Genomic DNA, 12,974 nt, shown 5'->3' with positions numbered 1-12,974 from the left:
GCGACCCCGCGACCGCGATCTGATCCTTTCCTCGCCGGAGGGGTCGAACAGCTCATGCATTCGAACATATGATCGAACGGTGAAGCTGTATCGAATCCCGTCCGGCTGGGCCGAACCTGCTCCCGCGCGCTGCCCCAACGGGCACCGGCTGGGACCGAACCGGACGCTGGTGGGATCGCAGGTATGCGACTGCGGCGTGATGCACCGGACACATGCGTGCCGCGTGTGCGACGCCGTGGTCTACAGCCCGCCGCTCGGGGACCGCTGTCGTGCGCGTGCATTCGACGAGCGGTGATCAGTGAATCCTGACACAAGCGTGGACAAAGAGATTTATCGTGGGCGCGGGAGGAAGTGAAGTAGGCAGTTGTAGCGCGAGGGGTATCGCAACCGCGGGAGCGGGTGCGGTATTGCTACGGGTCACGCCGGACGCCGTCGCTGCGGAACCCGGCGGGGCGGTCGAGTGCCCGTCGGAGTAGCTGTGAACCCAGGAGTGATGTGAGCAGGGAAGCCCCGCCAGCGAAATGAGGGGGAGGAGCCGGCGGGGCCCTGCGCTGTATCTCCATGTGTGTCGGGGAGGACTTCTGGAGACACGGCCACCTGAATGTGGCCGTCGGGGAGTTTAGGTCAGGTGCGCGCACCCGGTCCAGCATCGAGACGAAACCGATACCCAAATCGGTTGCGGGGATGTGGATCGCAGGGTCGGCAGCCGCGCCTAGTGCTGATTCCGAGGTCCGCGCGTGGGTACGCTCACGTCGTGCTGCCCGGGCAGGATCTGCCGGGGCATCGCGCGTGTCTCGTCGACGTGGATACTGCGGGGCGCCGGTCGTGCCCGGCGGTCGCGTCTGCGCCGGTTGCTGGCGGTCGCCCGGAACCCCCAGGCCGAAATGCCGAGTGCCGCCGCGGAAAGCAGGTCCGCTTCGGTGAGCCCGTGGTCGGGGGTGACGGAGTACAGCACCCGGCCTTCCAGCATTCCGTTCATGAGGAACCAGAGTGCGGCGGCTACGGCAGCGGCAAGGCTCGAGAGGGCGTGCGGCCTCGCCAGGCACCATGTCGATGCCGCGAACAGCGAGCACATGGCGACGAGCGAGTAGAACAGGGCGTGCTGCATGGGCTCCCTCTCGTTGCCGGCGGCGGTGCCCCACTGTACTGGGGAGGGCATCTGCCGATGCAACGACGGCGTGTCGGTGCCATGCCGGCAGCAACCGGAATGGCGCCGACCGCCGAGTCGTCCGGGCAGCGACGGTGATTCGCTGCGTCAGCAGCCCGGTACGGCGCTGCCGTCTCCCTGGATGGCCAGCAGCGCGCAGAACGTCGCGGCACTGACCTTCCACGTGCCATCCTCCTCGATCGCCTCGCCGGACTGATCGGGAAGTACGGGGGCACCGTTCATGAGCAACGTCCACGAGACCGTGGCGGTGCCGTCATCCGCGACCGTCACACCCTCGACGGTTGCTGCCGTCGCGGAGGCCTGGGGGTCGGTGGCCATGCCCTCGAGGGCGGGAAGGAAGTTCTCGCCGTTCTCCACCACGCCGGCGCGCGTGGCCGCCGGGGTCGTCCCGTCGAAGAAGGTGACATAGGACGCGGTCACCGCCTCCGTGGTGGCAGTGTCGGCCGAGGCTGCTTCCGCAGTTGCAGTGGTAGTGGTGGCGACGCTGGACGTGGTGGAGGTGTCGTCGCCGGACGTGTCTTCGCTGGAATCGCTGCAGCCTGTGACGACTGCGGCGGCGACGGCCATCGAACCGCAGACGGCGAGCGCACGACGGGTGATCGAGACGCGCATATGAGTCCTCTCCGGGTGCCGGACGTTTTCCGTCACCCTGTTCGACCGGCAGTGGAATCCCGCTACCGGAGATGTGGTCGTGGTCGTGACGAAGACGCGGTCGCGACCTCGAGTCGTTACGGCGAACCGTGTCGTCTAGGACGATCCGTCCCGGTGGGGCAGACCGTCGGAGAGAACCGCCAGATCGAAGGCTTGGCGGGCCATCCAGAACCGGAGAAAGCCGGTGAGCGAGTACCGCAGGAACACAGCGGAGCCCACCACGGCCACCGCAACGCCGACGATCGCCAGCACGATCGCGTCGCGTTGCACGAGAGCGTCGGAGGTGTTGTGCGACAGGAAGTACGACGCCACGCCGAGCACGGGACCTGCCACCATCAGGATGAGGCCGAGGCGCAGCCAGAGGTCGTGTCGCCCGGCCGCCGGATCCGGGATCTTCAGTTGGGCGAGTTCGCGGGTGAACCTGTCGGCGCGGTCTTCGGTCGAGGTCATGGCGCACTTCCTAGGTAGAGGGATGCGAGTTCGGTGCGTAGGTCTTCCGGATGTCCCTGTTGCTGGATCCGCCCGCGGACCAGCACCGCGGCGTGGTCGGCGAAATCGAGTACCGCGTCGGCGAACTGCTCGACGACGAGCACGGCCACTCCGCTCCGGGCGATCTCCGAGACGTGGTCGTAGAGCTGGGCAACGATCATCGGTGCCAGCCCCATGGACAGCTCGTCGAGCAGGAGCACGGCGGGGTCGGTGGCGAGACCGCGGGCGAGCGCCAGCATCTGCTGTTCGCCGCCGGACAGTGTTCCCGCGGTCTGCGCCGCTCGCTCGGCCAGAATGGGAAAGCGCGAGAACGCGATCTCCTCGACCTCGGCTCGTGGACGACCGGCGAAGGTCATCATCAGGAGGTTGTCCCGAACCGACATGTTGGGGAACACCCCTCGGCCTTCGGGGATGAGGCACACTCCCGCCCGTGCCAGATCCCGGGGCGCGACTCCCGTGGCGTCACGGCCGCCGAGTAGTAGCTGCCCGGACGAGACGGGATGAACGCCGGCCGCGACCCGCAGGGTGGTGGTCTTGCCGGCTCCGTTGGGGCCGAGCAACGCCACCACCCGACCCGCAGCGACCTGCAGGTCGATTCCGTGAAGAACGGTGATGGCGTCGTATGCGGCTCGGACACCGCGCATTTCGAGTATGGCGCTCATGACTTCCCCAGATAGGCTGCGAGCACGGTCTCGTCGCTGCGGATGACACCCGGTGGCCCGGACGCGATGATCTTCCCGAGATCGAGCACGTACACCGTGTCGCACACGCTCATGACGAGTTCCATGTCGTGCTCGACCAGCAGGACGGCGGTCCCGTCGGCGGCGAGCGCGCGCAGGAGCGCGGCGAACAGTTCGGTCTCCTGCACGTCCTGGCCTGCAGCCGGCTCGTCGAGGAGGATGAGGGACGGACGCACCGCAAGTGCCCGCGCCACCTCGACGAGGCGTCCCATGCCGGTGGACAGTGAGTCGGCGGTGGTGTCGGCGAGATGTTCGATACCCAGTCGGGCGAGTATCTCGTCGGCGACGCGCCCAGCGTGTCGTCGCTCGGGTCCCAATTCTGCTGCTACGCGCAGGTTGTCGCGCACGCTGAGCCGGCCGAACAGTTCGAGCCGTTGAAATGTACGGGCGAGCCCGTGTCGTGCGCGGCGAGCCGGACCGGCGCGTGTCACGTCCCGGCCGTTGAGGGACACGGTGCCAGAGAGGGGTTTCCGGAGTCCGGAGACCACGTCGAACAGAGTGCTCTTGCCCGCACCGTTGGGGCCGATCAGTCCGGTCACCTCTCCGCATTCCGCGGTCAGCGCGACCCCGTCGAGCGCGCGGTGGCCGCCGAACGCGACCGAGATGTCGTCAACTGCGAGTTGTGACGGCACGATCGAGCACCTCCTCGTCTTCCGCAGTCCAGGGACGTTTCACGCCCCACCACTCCACGGGGATCTCCTCGGAGTGCGGAACCGGCCTGTGGCGGGCGGCAGCCCAGCTCCGTGCGGCCAGCGCTCCGGCGACGATCCCGGCGATCAGCACGTATCCGTTGATCACGTCGATCAGTCGCAGTAGCCAGAGCAACACCACCCAGGTGACGACGGCCGCGATCACGAGTGCATCGTGGAAAACCGGTTCCCAGCGCCGCCGCAGCGACGGGACCACACCGTCGTCCACCGCGCCGGACCCGTACGCGAGACCCGCGGCGGCCGGTGCGACCTGAACGAGGTTCTGCGCGGCGGGCCACAGTGCCACGATCGCGTTGAACGGTCCGGCGAGCATCGACCCGGTGAACAGTCCGTTACCCACCACCCCGAGGCCGCCTACGACCGCGATGAGGAAGATCGACAGTCCGGCAACGAAATTGAACTGGTCGGCCGCGACGGATTGCAGTTGCATCCCGTACAGTGCACCGCCGAGACCGGCGATCCCCGCGGAAATCGCGAAGACGACGATCTTCGTCAGAAGCAGGCTGCCGCCGAGCGTTGCGTATGCGGCTTCGCTGTCGCGCAAAGCGATCAAGCGCCTGCCGAGCCTGCCCCGGCGCAGTGCCGCGATGCCCGCGGTGACCAGCGCGAGGCAGACCGCCGAGAACACCGTCAGTTCGGCGGGGGTGTCGACCTGCATCCCGAACAGGGACGGGCCGACGAGTTCTACCGACCCCTGGTCGAACAGCGCGATGTCGATGCCGAAGAGTTCGAACGACGGCAGCGAGAAGATCCACCGGTCGAGCACGACGGCGATCGCGGCCGTGCCCAGTGCCAGGTACACCCCCGACAGCCGGAGGGCGGGTACCGCGACGACGGCTCCTGCGACGCCCGCGACCACCACCGCTGCGATCAGCGCCCACCACTGTCCGTCGCCGCCGAGGTGTGCGCACGCGATCGCACCGATGCCGGCCATGCTGAGCTGGCACAGCGAGATCTGGCCGGCGTACCCGACGAGCGGGACGAACGACAGCGCGATGACACCGAAGGCGAAGATCTGTCCGTAGGTGACGAGATCGCCCGCGCCGAGCACGGTGGCGAGGAGGAGCCCGAACGCCACGATGACGCCCGCGAACGCGAACGTTCCGCGCACCGACGGCAAGGGAACCGGGCTCAGGTGACGGTCTCGCCCGCGCAACCTTCCGTGCGGGAAAAGCAGCAGCGCGAGCAGCAACACGATCGCGGGTGCGGCCAGCCGCAACCCCGGGAGGTACTCGTTCTGCGGCAGATAACCGGCAAGGTAGGCCTCCATGCAGCCGATCACGATCGCGCCGACGAAGGTCATCGGCAAGCTCTTCAGCCGCCCGAATATCGCTGCGGCATAAGCACTGACGATCAACAGCGACAACTGGGTGGCATCGAGCGCCACCATCGGCGCGATGAGGATCCCGCCGAGGGCTGCCAAGGTGGTGCCCAGGATCCAGGCGACGCGGTTGGCGCGCACCGGGTCGGCGCCGGTGAGCCCGACGAGGGCCCGGTCGTCCACCGTCGCCCGCATTTCCGCGCCCGTGCGGGTGTTGAACATCAGCAACCGGAGCCCGAGCGCCACTGCGACCGCGACGACCATCGTCAGGGCCTGATGCCAGGAGACCGTGGCCGCGCCGATGTGGAAGGAGTCCTTCTCGGCGAAGAACGTCGGGAGCGAACGGGACTTGTTGGGATCCCAGATCCACCGGGCGACGGCGATCAGGCCGCTGAGCATCGCGATTGTCATGACGAGCCTCTCGGCTTCCCCGAGACGCTGTACGGGCCGCATCAGGTGCTCGACCAGTAGCCCGAACGCCGGTGCCAGCACGAACAGCACCGTGATCACCGACAGCCATACCGGCCAGCCCCAGCCGATGCTGAGTTGCCAGTACGCGAACGCGGCCATCATTCCGGTGGCGCCGTGCGCGAAGTTGAACACCCCGGTGGTCGTGTAGGTCACCACCAGCCCGCTGCTGATGATCGCGTAGATCGCAGCGGTGCTGAGGCCGACGATCCCGAAGGTGACGAACTGTTCCATTACTGGATGTCGCCCATGCTCTTGCCGACGTCGGCGAGTGTCATCGGCACGCCGTAGTCACCGGGGTACGCGAACGGCGGGGTGTTGCATCGGTAGAGCCCGTTGTCGGCTCCGAAGTCGGCCGTGACCCAACCGTCGGGTGTGGCTGCCTCGACGTTGAAACACGGTTGCGGGGGAACAGGATTCGTGAGGTCGCCGGCGGCGTGGAGGCCGCCGCCGGTCCATGAGTCTTCCTGCAGCGCAGCCTCGTAGACGCAGGAGCGGGTGAGGTCGTCGCCGCAACTCGTCGCGGCTTTCGCGAACAGCGCCCACGCGGACATCGCCCGTAGCGCCGGGAAGGTGATCTCGGCATCCGGCGCGTATTCGGCGTACATGTCGAGGACCTGCTGGACGGCGGGCTCGTCGTCGGCGCTGCTCAAGGGAGCGCTGCCGCCCAGATCGACGTAGTTGTTCTGGAATTCGGCCGACTTCCCGAGAAGTTCGATGAACGAATCGTTGTATGCGTTGTTGTTGGCGTCGATCCAGTCGAGCTTGTAGTTCATCCCCGTGAGCACTTCTTCGAGCTTGGCGAGTTGCTTGAAGTCACCGTAGAAGACCAGTCCGCGAACGTTTTTGCTCTTGATGGACTGTGCATAGGGGGTCCAGTCGGCGACGCCCATCGCGGGGTAGAGGTCGTTGTAGGTGAGGGTGCCACCTGCTGCGGTGATGCTGTCGACGGCTTGTTGCCCGAGGTCGCGGGTGACAGGCGAATCACCGTTGATGATTCCCACCGAACCCGCGGACTCCGGGTACTTCTCGGTGATGAGCCATTCGCGGAAGCCGTAGTAGGGGTCGTAGCCCGGAACCCGGCTGGGGGAGGCGCTGATCTCGAGATCGGCGCCCACTGCCTGCGTCTGCGAGACCTGGGCGGGGTAGCTGGGCAGCAGGCACGACAACCGTTCCTTGACGCCGAGACCGTCGAGCGCAGCGCCGCCGCCGACGAGGGCGAAGTCCTCGCGGCAGGCTTCGATCATCCGTTGCCGGACTTCCATCAGTTTCGCGTCGCGCGTTTCGGCTACGAGCGTGCGGCCGTTGATGCCGCCGGCGGCGTTGCACCATGAGGTGAACACATGTGCGGCATCGACGAATTCGGGGTTCTTGGTGAAGCCGACATCGGACAGGACGCCGACTCGGATCTCGTCGGCGGTCACGCCCTGCGCGGTCGCAGTCGTGGCGTCGCCCGGCCCGCAGAGACCGCTGAGGTCGCCGAAGTCGCCCGAAGCGGATTGCGCGGTACCGCCGCGCGATTCGTCGTCTTCGGACCCACCACTTTCGCTGCGCCCGCTGCATCCTGCGGCGAGCACGGCGATCGCCGCCAGTGCGACGAGCGTCCGTTGTGCTTTCACGTCTGCCTCCTTCACCGGGCCGTTCGGCCAGCGCTGTGAACGGGTGACCCGGCGTCCGAAGCCCCCACTTCGCCGGTGTCGGGCATGATGCTTGCACAGGAGGGGAACCGACTTCTCGCTTTTGGAGAATCAGACAAAAGATTTTTCCGTGCTCGACGAGACACGCGTCGTGCGACGTGGTAAGGGTCGTTCTGTCCCGGAAGCAACGATCGTCACGGAACAGGTATTACGGAACTGTTCGGCCCGGTCACGCCCAGGATGGGTGAATACGGCGCACGGCCGTGTCGCTCCCGGCACGACCGGCGGTCTCGACGGCCGGCACGCGGCGCGGCGTGCTGTTATCCCGCGCGGTGCCGGTCGCGGCCGTTGCCGTCAGGCCAGTTGGGCCTGATGAAGATGCCCTTCGCTTCGACGCAGATCCCGTGCGGCCCCGCGATGTGTCCGGTGACGAATCCCTTACGCCCCTCGATCCGGTCGAGTTTTGCTTCCCCGTGCAGATCGCCGAGAGGGGTGGGTCTGCGATAGCGCAGCGTGAGCGTGCCCGTCATTCCGGGTGAGCCGCCCACCCGGGCCGCGTCACCGAGCAGCTGGTCCAGGATCAGCGCCGAGACTCCGCCGTGTGTATGTCCCGCGGGCCCTTCGAAGCCGACATGCAGATGGAAGTCGGCCCACACGCGACCGTCGGGATCCTGGTTGATGCGGGGCAGTGGCGCGATCGCGTTCCGCAGTCCCATGGCGGCGTTGCCCCACACCCGGAAGTTGCCGGCGTCGTTGAACCGGGTACCGAAGGGGTGGTCCTCCTTCCGGCGCCCGAGCAACTCCCTCGCGGCTGCCAGGTGCTCCCGGGCCCGTCGCACGTCGTCGTCATCGGCTCGGCTCTGCACGGCAAGCGGGATCAGTGCGCGGACATCGTCGGCGAGCGGACCGTACAACGCGGCCTGACGAGCGATTTCGTCTTCGGAAAGCCCGTCGTTGACGAAAAGGCGGGCGGCAGCGTCGAGAGCATCGGTCATCGCGGGGTCTCCGGGTTCGTGTGAGGGGCCACCGCTAGTCGACCGTGTCCGTGCCCGCGGGTCAAACGCCGGTGCCGACGTACGGGACGGAGGTGCCGGTCCGGCGTGCCTGGAGCGGCGGCGACCCCGTCGGCGAATTCGAGGGGAGGGGCCGACGGGGCCGACCGCAGCGCCGGAGGGGAGGAGGCGCGTGCGGCGTGTTGCCAGAAGCAACTCCGAAACACGCTATACATCCTTCGGGCACGCCGCCGGCGAAATGCAGGTGACCCGGGGGTGAATCGAGGACTCGGCGGCGGAGAAACGGCGTGTGTGCGACCCTCACCGGTCGGTCGAGTGCCGAAAGAGGACGGCGCCCCACGTCGAGCACGGGCGTCGTCCTCCGAGACAGACCCCCGTCGAGGGTGCAGGATGTACCGATACCCATCCGCCGAACTCTTGGGAGTAGGCATGTCGGCGACACCGCCCACCGAGTTCCGCGATCGCAACGGACTGGGAAACACTGCGCTGATCGCCGGCATCGTTGCCGCGCTGACTGCGTTCGTTCCTGTCGTCGGCGACTTCGTGTCCATCCCCGCCGGCCTGCTCGCCGTGGTCTGCGGTTGGATCGGACTTCTGAGGATCGAGAAGGGCCTCGCGACGAACTACGTCGAGACCGTCGTGGGCACGGTGCTCGGAACGGGTGCGCTGTTCGTGGTGTTCATCGTCTTCGCGGCCACTCACAGTTCGGGCTGAGCCGAGTCGGCCGCCCTCGCCGGCGGACGCTGCAGGGTCACCGTGGTCAGGGCGAGCAGCTGGTCGTCTGCGCCGGCATCGACGAGACGGACGCTGATCACCGAATGGTCGGCCCCGTCGCGGACCACCGTGCCGTACGACCGTGCCGGACCGACGCGCACCTGGGACAGGAAGTGCATCTGAATGTCGGTCGCCACCAGATCGGGCCGCATCGCGTGTGCGGCCGACTCTGCGAGGAGGGCTTGCGCACCGCCCTGGATGGTGCCGATCATGTTGGCCACGAAGGGCGTTCGGTCGAGCTCGAGAACCCCTTCGTCCGGGTCGACGATGCGCATGCCGAGTCGGGAGTAGATCGTCCCGTCGACCGGCACGACCGGGTACTCACGGTCCACACCGACCCATTCGCCCGGCGTGTATTCGTCCGCCCTCGGCGCGGCGGCGCGCGGCAAGCGCGCGAACGTGACCAGCGCGCGGGCCGCGAGCACCGGACCGCCCTCACCGCCGGTATCGAGCGCGGCGATGAGCTCGTCGAGATCGGTTGTGCCGCGTGCGTCGTACACGTCTGCCGACACGTGGATCATCTTCTTGCCGATGCGCACGAGCTGTGCGTCGATGACGACGGGACCTTCCGTCAGCGGGCCGGTGGCGTGGAGGGTGAGGTCCTGGGTGGCGACCCAGTCCTGCCCGCAGGCGGCAAGCGCCGGACTCGAGGTGACGATGTCGACCAGCGTCGTCAGCACTCCGAGCGATGCCGAGCCCGCATCGGAGCGCAGTTTGTCGGTCAGGACCGAACGCATCACCGCGCGTTCTTTCGTGACGAGCCGTGAGAGCAGGCCGAAGTCGGACGAGAAGGCGTGCTGACTCATCACCAGCAGTGACGAACCGTCGCTAGAAATTCCATTCTCATTCATGAGAATCATATTGCCACCATCTCCCCGTCGAACGCTATTGCGCCGTCCGTGGACGGGCGTACTCTGCAATTCTGCATCCCCGCGCGAGTGACATGACGGGAGCCGGAGTGGCCGGAAGCCTGCGTGCTCGGCCGAGCCGATCGGGACGAACACCCGAGCGACCGGCGTTCACATTGGTCGGTACCGTGCGCGTACCCCACGTCTTCGTGAGCCCGACGTGGGAAATCGCGCGCCGGATCGCCTATGCGATCGTGGTGCTCACGGTGGCGGTCGTGGTGGTGTACATCGGGCGGAGCGGTTTCCGGGACACCCAGGGCAATCCTCTCTCGTTGATGGACTGCATCTACTACGCCAGTGTGTCGCTGTCGACCACCGGCTACGGCGACATCTCGCCTGTCACCCCCGGTGCGCGCGCACTCAACGCACTGGTGATCACACCACTGCGCATCCTCTTCCTCATCATCCTGGTCGGCACCACCCTGGCGGCCCTGACGGAGAACTCCCGTCAGGTCCATCGCATCCAGCGGTGGCGGCGGCGCGTGCGCAACCACTACGTCGTGGTCGGTTACGGCACCAAGGGGCGCACAGCCGTCGACGCGATGATCAGCGACGGGATCGGGTTGTCGGAAATCGTGGTGGTGGACGTTGCCCGTTCTGTGATCGATGCTGCCGGCCGACAGGGCCTGGTGACGGTCCAGGGCACGGCGAGTCGCTCGGATGTGCTGCGCCTGGCGGGAGTCCAGCGAGCGTCGGCTGTTGTCATCGCGACCGACCGCGACGACACCGCCGTCCTGATCACCCTCACAGCCCGGCAACTGTCCGGCGCCGCGCGCATCGTCGTGGCGGCCCGCGAGGTGGAGAACACCCACCTCCTGCGGCAGTCGGGCGCCGACACCGTGGTCGTCTCGGCCGAAACCGCCGGCCGGCTGCTCGGCGTCGCCAGAACCACCCCCAACGTGGTGGAGATGATCGACGACCTGCTCACACCCGAAGAGGGATTCGCCATGGCCGAACGGAACATCACGCCCGAGGAAGCGGGAGTGTCACCTCGTAGCCTGACCGACCTCGTCGTCGGCATCGAACGCGACGGGCGGCTGCTGCGGGTCGGCACGGCCGACGTCGACGTCCTTCGCGGCGGCGACCGCCTGTTGTATCTGCGTCATGTCTCCGGCTGACCACGCGCGGAGCGTCGCGAACCTCCACGCCGCACCCTCCGGCACCGCCAAGCGGGTACTCCTGGGACAGCCGCTGCGCAGCGACGCCCTCGGTCACACGTTGTTGCCCAAGCGGATTGCGTTGCCGGTCTTCGCCTCCGACGCATTGTCCTCGGTCGCGTACGCGCCGGAAGAGATCTTTCTCGTCCTGTCCATCGCTGGGTTGTCTGCCTACGCGTTCTCGTCGTGGATCGGCATCGCGGTCGCGGTCGTGATGGCCGTGGTGGTCACCAGTTACCGGCAGAACGTGCACGCCTATCCCTCCGGGGGCGGCGACTACGAGGTTGCCACGAAGAACCTCGGGGTCACGGCCGGCCTGACGGTGGGAAGCGCGCTGATCGTCGACTACGTGCTCACCGTTGCGGTCTCGATCTCGTCCGCCGCACAGAACATCGGTTCGGCCGTTCCCTTCATCGACCATCACAAGGTGCTGTTCGCGACGGCTGCCATCGTGATCCTCACCGCCGTCAACCTGCGAGGACTGCGGGAAGCCGGCGTGGCGTTCGCGATACCTGCCTACGCGTTCATCGTGTGTCTCGGCGCGATGGTCCTGTGGGGCCTGATCCGGATCTTCGTCCTCCACACCGACCTGCGCGCGCCCTCGTCGAACTTCGAATTGCATGCGGAGCAGTCGCACCTCGCAGGCCTTGCGTTCGTGTTCCTGATCGCGCGGGCATTCTCGTCCGGGTGCGCGGCACTGACGGGTGTGGAGGCGATCAGCAACGGGGTCCCCGCGTTCCGGAAACCGAAGTCCCGCAACGCTGCGACGACATTGCTGATGTTGGGTGCGATCGCGATCACGTTGTTCATGGGCATGATCGTGCTCGCGGAGCGGCTGGGTGTGGTGATCGCGGAGGACCCCGCGACCCAGCTCACCGGAACACCGGAAGGCTACCGGCAGAAGACGATGGTCGCCCAGATCGCCGAGACGGTGTTCTCGGGGCTCCCGATCGGTTTCTACCTCGTCACCGGAGTCACGGCACTGATTCTGGTGCTCGCCGCCAACACCGCGTTCAACGGGTTCCCCGTGCTGGCGTCGGTGCTCGCGCAGGACCGACACCTTCCGAGTCAGCTGCGCACCCGCGGGGACCGGCTCGCGTTCAGTAACGGCATCGTCCTGCTCGCCGCCGCGGCCATAGCTTTGGTGTGGGCATTCGACGCCGAGGTCACCAAGCTCGTCCAGCTCTACATCGTCGGAGTGTTCGTCTCGTTCACGCTCAGTCAGATGGGCATGATCAAGCACTGGACCCGGCATCTGGCCACCGAAACCGATCCACAGGAACGACGCCACATGCACCGTTCCCGGATCGTGAACTCGGTGGGTCTCGCGATGACCGCGACCGTGCTCGTGATCGTGCTGGTCACCAAGTTCGTGGCCGGCGCATGGATCGCCATCGTCGCGATGGTGGCCGTGTTCCTCGTGATGCGTGCGATCCACCGCCACTACGCGCGGGTCGCGGTGGAACTCGAGCGCGGTCAGTGGGACGGCGTGCTTCCCAGCCGAACTCATTCGATCGTGCTGGTGTCGCAACTTCATCGGCCCACCCTCCGCGCGCTCGCCTACGCCCGCGCGACGAACCCGGACACGCTCGAAGCGGTGACCGTCAACGTCGACGACGAGGAAACCCGCCGGCTCGTCCACGCCTGGGAGGAGAGCGACATCGATGTGCCGCTGAAGGTCATCGACTCGCCGTACCGGGAGATCACCCGGCCCGTACTCGATTACGTCAAGCGACGCCGAGGCGATTCACCGCGGGAAGTGGTCACCGTCTTCGTTCCCGAATACGTCATGGGGTATTGGTGGGAACAGTTGCTGCACAACCAGAGTGCGCTGCGGCTCAAGAGCCGGTTGCTGTTCCAGCCCGGTGTCATGGTCACCAGCGTGCCGTGGCAGTTGCGGTCGTCGTCCCGCCTGTCCGACGACCGCAACTGACGCAA

The 12,974-nt window shown here is 67.0% G+C and carries 13 protein-coding genes; 4 read left to right on the top strand and 9 right to left on the bottom strand.

Annotated features, from left to right (window positions below; translation table 11 throughout):
* Positions 1-79 precede the first annotated feature (79 nt).
* Complete coding sequence (locus tag HF886_RS02375; RefSeq protein ID WP_169618904.1) at positions 80-295, top strand: hypothetical protein; 216 nt, start codon at positions 80-82, stop codon at positions 293-295.
* A gap of 417 nt (positions 296-712) precedes the next feature.
* Here the strand turns inward: HF886_RS02375 and HF886_RS02370 are convergent, their stop codons facing one another.
* From HF886_RS02370 to HF886_RS02335, 8 genes are all read right to left on the bottom strand, one after another.
* Positions 713-1,159, bottom strand: a complete 447-nt coding sequence (locus HF886_RS02370) for a hypothetical protein (RefSeq protein ID WP_240954835.1) — start codon at positions 1,157-1,159, stop codon at positions 713-715.
* 96 nt (positions 1,160-1,255) lie between these two features.
* On the bottom strand, positions 1,256-1,780 hold the full coding sequence (locus tag HF886_RS02365; RefSeq protein WP_169651442.1) for a hypothetical protein: 525 nt from the start codon (positions 1,778-1,780) through the stop codon (positions 1,256-1,258).
* A 135-nt stretch (positions 1,781-1,915) separates the two neighbouring features.
* Positions 1,916-2,269, bottom strand: a complete 354-nt coding sequence (locus HF886_RS02360; RefSeq protein ID WP_169651441.1) for a hypothetical protein — start codon at positions 2,267-2,269, stop codon at positions 1,916-1,918.
* Entirely contained in the window at positions 2,266-2,970 is a 705-nt protein-coding gene (locus HF886_RS02355; protein ID WP_169651440.1) for an ABC transporter ATP-binding protein, read from the bottom strand. Before HF886_RS02355 ends, HF886_RS02360 begins: the two co-directional genes overlap by 4 nt.
* Positions 2,967-3,680 carry an ABC transporter ATP-binding protein gene (locus tag HF886_RS02350; protein ID WP_169651439.1) on the bottom strand — a complete coding sequence of 238 codons (714 nt, stop codon included), beginning with the start codon at positions 3,678-3,680 and terminating at the stop codon, positions 2,967-2,969. Before HF886_RS02350 ends, HF886_RS02355 begins: the two co-directional genes overlap by 4 nt.
* Positions 3,658-5,781, bottom strand: coding sequence for an ABC transporter permease (locus tag HF886_RS02345; RefSeq protein ID WP_169651438.1), 2,124 nt, complete (start codon positions 5,779-5,781; stop codon positions 3,658-3,660). Before HF886_RS02345 ends, HF886_RS02350 begins: the two co-directional genes overlap by 23 nt.
* The gene (locus HF886_RS02340; protein ID WP_346765278.1) at positions 5,781-7,166 is read right to left on the bottom strand and encodes an ABC transporter substrate-binding protein; all 1,386 of its coding nucleotides are present in this window, start codon (positions 7,164-7,166) and stop codon (positions 5,781-5,783) included. Before HF886_RS02340 ends, HF886_RS02345 begins: the two co-directional genes overlap by 1 nt.
* A 338-nt stretch (positions 7,167-7,504) precedes the next feature.
* The gene (locus tag HF886_RS02335; protein WP_169651436.1) at positions 7,505-8,179 is read right to left on the bottom strand and encodes a hotdog domain-containing protein; all 675 of its coding nucleotides are present in this window, start codon (positions 8,177-8,179) and stop codon (positions 7,505-7,507) included.
* A gap of 447 nt (positions 8,180-8,626) precedes the next feature.
* Here HF886_RS02335 and HF886_RS02330 point away from each other — a divergent pair, with 447 nt between their 5' ends.
* Complete coding sequence (locus HF886_RS02330; RefSeq protein WP_169618918.1) at positions 8,627-8,911, top strand: hypothetical protein; 285 nt, start codon at positions 8,627-8,629, stop codon at positions 8,909-8,911.
* Here HF886_RS02330 and HF886_RS02325 read toward each other — a convergent pair.
* Positions 8,896-9,822: a PaaI family thioesterase gene (locus tag HF886_RS02325; protein WP_240954834.1), complete on the bottom strand. Its 927-nt coding sequence runs from the start codon at positions 9,820-9,822 to the stop codon at positions 8,896-8,898. The genes HF886_RS02330 and HF886_RS02325 overlap by 16 nt on opposite strands.
* 107 nt (positions 9,823-9,929) lie before the next feature.
* On the opposite strand from HF886_RS02325, the gene HF886_RS02320 reads away from it, so the two are divergent.
* Together HF886_RS02320 and HF886_RS02315 are read left to right on the top strand one after the other, a co-directional pair.
* Positions 9,930-10,997, top strand: a complete 1,068-nt coding sequence (locus tag HF886_RS02320; RefSeq protein ID WP_169651435.1) for a potassium channel protein — start codon at positions 9,930-9,932, stop codon at positions 10,995-10,997.
* Positions 10,984-12,969, top strand: coding sequence for an APC family permease (locus HF886_RS02315; protein ID WP_169651434.1), 1,986 nt, complete (start codon positions 10,984-10,986; stop codon positions 12,967-12,969). Before HF886_RS02320 ends, HF886_RS02315 begins: the two co-directional genes overlap by 14 nt.
* Positions 12,970-12,974: the final 5 nt, after the last annotated feature.

The sequence above is a fragment of the Rhodococcus sp. 105337 genome (assembly GCF_012844225.1).
GTDB lineage: Bacteria > Actinomycetota > Actinomycetes > Mycobacteriales > Mycobacteriaceae > Rhodococcus.
This window is presented reverse-complemented; position numbering and strand designations above follow the sequence as displayed.

Bases quoted from the DNA above. Each gene is read 5' to 3' on its own strand.
- HF886_RS02370 (WP_240954835.1), bottom strand. From the start codon at position 1,159: ATGCCCTCCCCAGTACAGTGGGGCACCGCCGCCGGCAACGAGAGGGAG.
- HF886_RS02365 (WP_169651442.1), bottom strand. From the start codon at position 1,780: ATGCGCGTCTCGATCACCCGTCGTGCGCTCGCCGTCTGCGGTTCGATG.
- HF886_RS02360 (WP_169651441.1), bottom strand. From the start codon at position 2,269: ATGACCTCGACCGAAGACCGCGCCGACAGGTTCACCCGCGAACTCGCC.
- HF886_RS02355 (WP_169651440.1), bottom strand. From the start codon at position 2,970: ATGAGCGCCATACTCGAAATGCGCGGTGTCCGAGCCGCATACGACGCC.
- HF886_RS02345 (WP_169651438.1), bottom strand. From the start codon at position 5,781: ATGGAACAGTTCGTCACCTTCGGGATCGTCGGCCTCAGCACCGCTGCG.
- HF886_RS02335 (WP_169651436.1), bottom strand. From the start codon at position 8,179: ATGACCGATGCTCTCGACGCTGCCGCCCGCCTTTTCGTCAACGACGGG.
- HF886_RS02330 (WP_169618918.1), top strand. From the start codon at position 8,627: ATGTCGGCGACACCGCCCACCGAGTTCCGCGATCGCAACGGACTGGGA.
- HF886_RS02325 (WP_240954834.1), bottom strand. From the start codon at position 9,822: ATGAATGAGAATGGAATTTCTAGCGACGGTTCGTCACTGCTGGTGATG.
- HF886_RS02315 (WP_169651434.1), top strand. From the start codon at position 10,984: ATGTCTCCGGCTGACCACGCGCGGAGCGTCGCGAACCTCCACGCCGCA.